General features: G+C 40.0%; 2 protein-coding genes. One reads left to right on the forward strand and one right to left on the reverse strand.

The features are described 5' to 3' along the window. The first annotated feature begins 46 nt into the window (after window positions 1–46). Window positions 47–559 (forward strand): GrpB family protein, encoded by a 513-nt coding sequence (locus tag F6K38_RS41765; RefSeq protein WP_287360718.1) that lies wholly within the window; start codon window positions 47–49, stop codon window positions 557–559. A gap of 275 nt (window positions 560–834) precedes the next feature. On the opposite strand, the gene F6K38_RS41770 is transcribed toward F6K38_RS41765, so the two are convergent. After that, entirely contained in the window at window positions 835–1,254 is a 420-nt protein-coding gene (locus F6K38_RS41770) for a hypothetical protein (protein ID WP_287360720.1), read from the reverse strand. Window positions 1,255–1,488 lie beyond the last annotated feature (234 nt).

Genomic DNA, 1,488 nt, shown 5'->3' on the forward strand with positions numbered 1-1,488 from the left:
CCTTTTTCTATATAGTTTATTACTTTTTTTCTGAAATCTAGACTGTATGGCATTGCTGTCAGTTATTGAAAATATACCCTTTTCATTTTACCTCATCACCGTCTTATCCTTAATTGAAACAACTATAGTTGCTGTACACCATATTGGGAGTACATCTATTCCAGAACTAGACGCTAAACCGATTATTGATATTTTGGTTGAAGTCAAAGACATTACTAAAGTAGATGAAAATAGTTCAGGAATGGAAACAATAGGCTATGAAGGAATGGGTGAATACGGCATACCAGGTCGTCGTTATTTCCGGAAACATAATCAAATAGGAATCAGAACACATCATGTTCATATGTTTGAGGTTAATTCGGTAGAGGTAGAGCGCCACTTAGCCTTTCGAGATTATCTGATTGCCCATCCTAAGGATGCCCAAAAATACGGTGAACTTAAGCGAGAACTTGCTAAGAAATATCCAGACAATATTGAAGCATATATGGAGGGAAAAGATGGGTTCATCAAAGAGATGGATCGAAAAGCAGCAGAGTGGCGCAGAGAATGTAGAATGTAGAATGTAGAATGTAGAATGTAGAATTAATAATTGAGAATTAATAATTGAGAATTAATAATTGGGAATTAATAATGCATAATTTAGAATTCAATAGAATTTAGAATTGGGAATTGGGAATTGGGAATTTAGAATTGGAAATCCTGCCTTCTGCCTTCTGCCTTCTGCCTTCACCATTCTACATTCACCATTCTACATTCACCATTCTAAATTATGCATTCTACATTCTTCATTCTTCATTCTAAATTCTTCATTCTAAATTCTTCATTCTAAATTCTTCATTCTAAATTCTTCATTCTGACCTCCTTCGAGAACAATCGCTCCAATAACCCTTTCGGAATTGTCTCAAAATCCTCCAACAAGAAATCCATAATGGCGAGATGGCGCAAGTGAGCAGGAGTGGGAGGGGAACAGCGACGACTGGTGTTAAACCAGCCGTTAACGGTTTGAGTAGAGCAAGAACAGATCAAAGCTATATCTTCTGGAGTTATGTCCCACTTTTGATAAAACCGTTGCGGTGTCATACCCAATTCCCAGTAACTGTACAGTCGAATTAGGATTTGTTCTCGCTCGGTGATGGGATAGGGATAGGAATTTTCGGGCTTGGAATTCCTCTGGGCAAGCTGCTCAAGGCGCTCCATGGCTTCGTGGTAATCGATGGGATGATCAACTAATCGCGTCTTGATGCAGTCGCTCATGGGGGAAACCCCCAAGACCGCGCTGCATCGCTTTTCTGGCATGATAGAGTTACCTAAAGTTTACTTTGGGGGGAGAGCCGCGCTGGGTGCATCTCATATTTGTAAAAGGGGAATGGGGAATGGGGAATGGGGAATGGGGAATGGGGAATGGGGAATGGGTAATAGGTAATGGGTAATAGGTAATAGGGGAAGCATGTCACTTAAGCCTAATATTTTTACCATTACTATAGCCCC

The sequence above is a fragment of the Moorena sp. SIO3B2 genome (assembly GCF_010692525.1).
Classification (GTDB): Bacteria; Cyanobacteriota; Cyanobacteriia; order Cyanobacteriales; family Coleofasciculaceae; genus Moorena; species Moorena producens.

Coding starts and splice junctions, on each gene's coding strand:
- F6K38_RS41765 (WP_287360718.1), top strand. CDS start 47: ATGGCATTGCTGTCAGTTATTGAAAATATACCCTTTTCATTTTACCTC.
- F6K38_RS41770 (WP_287360720.1), bottom strand. CDS start 1,254: ATGAGCGACTGCATCAAGACGCGATTAGTTGATCATCCCATCGATTAC.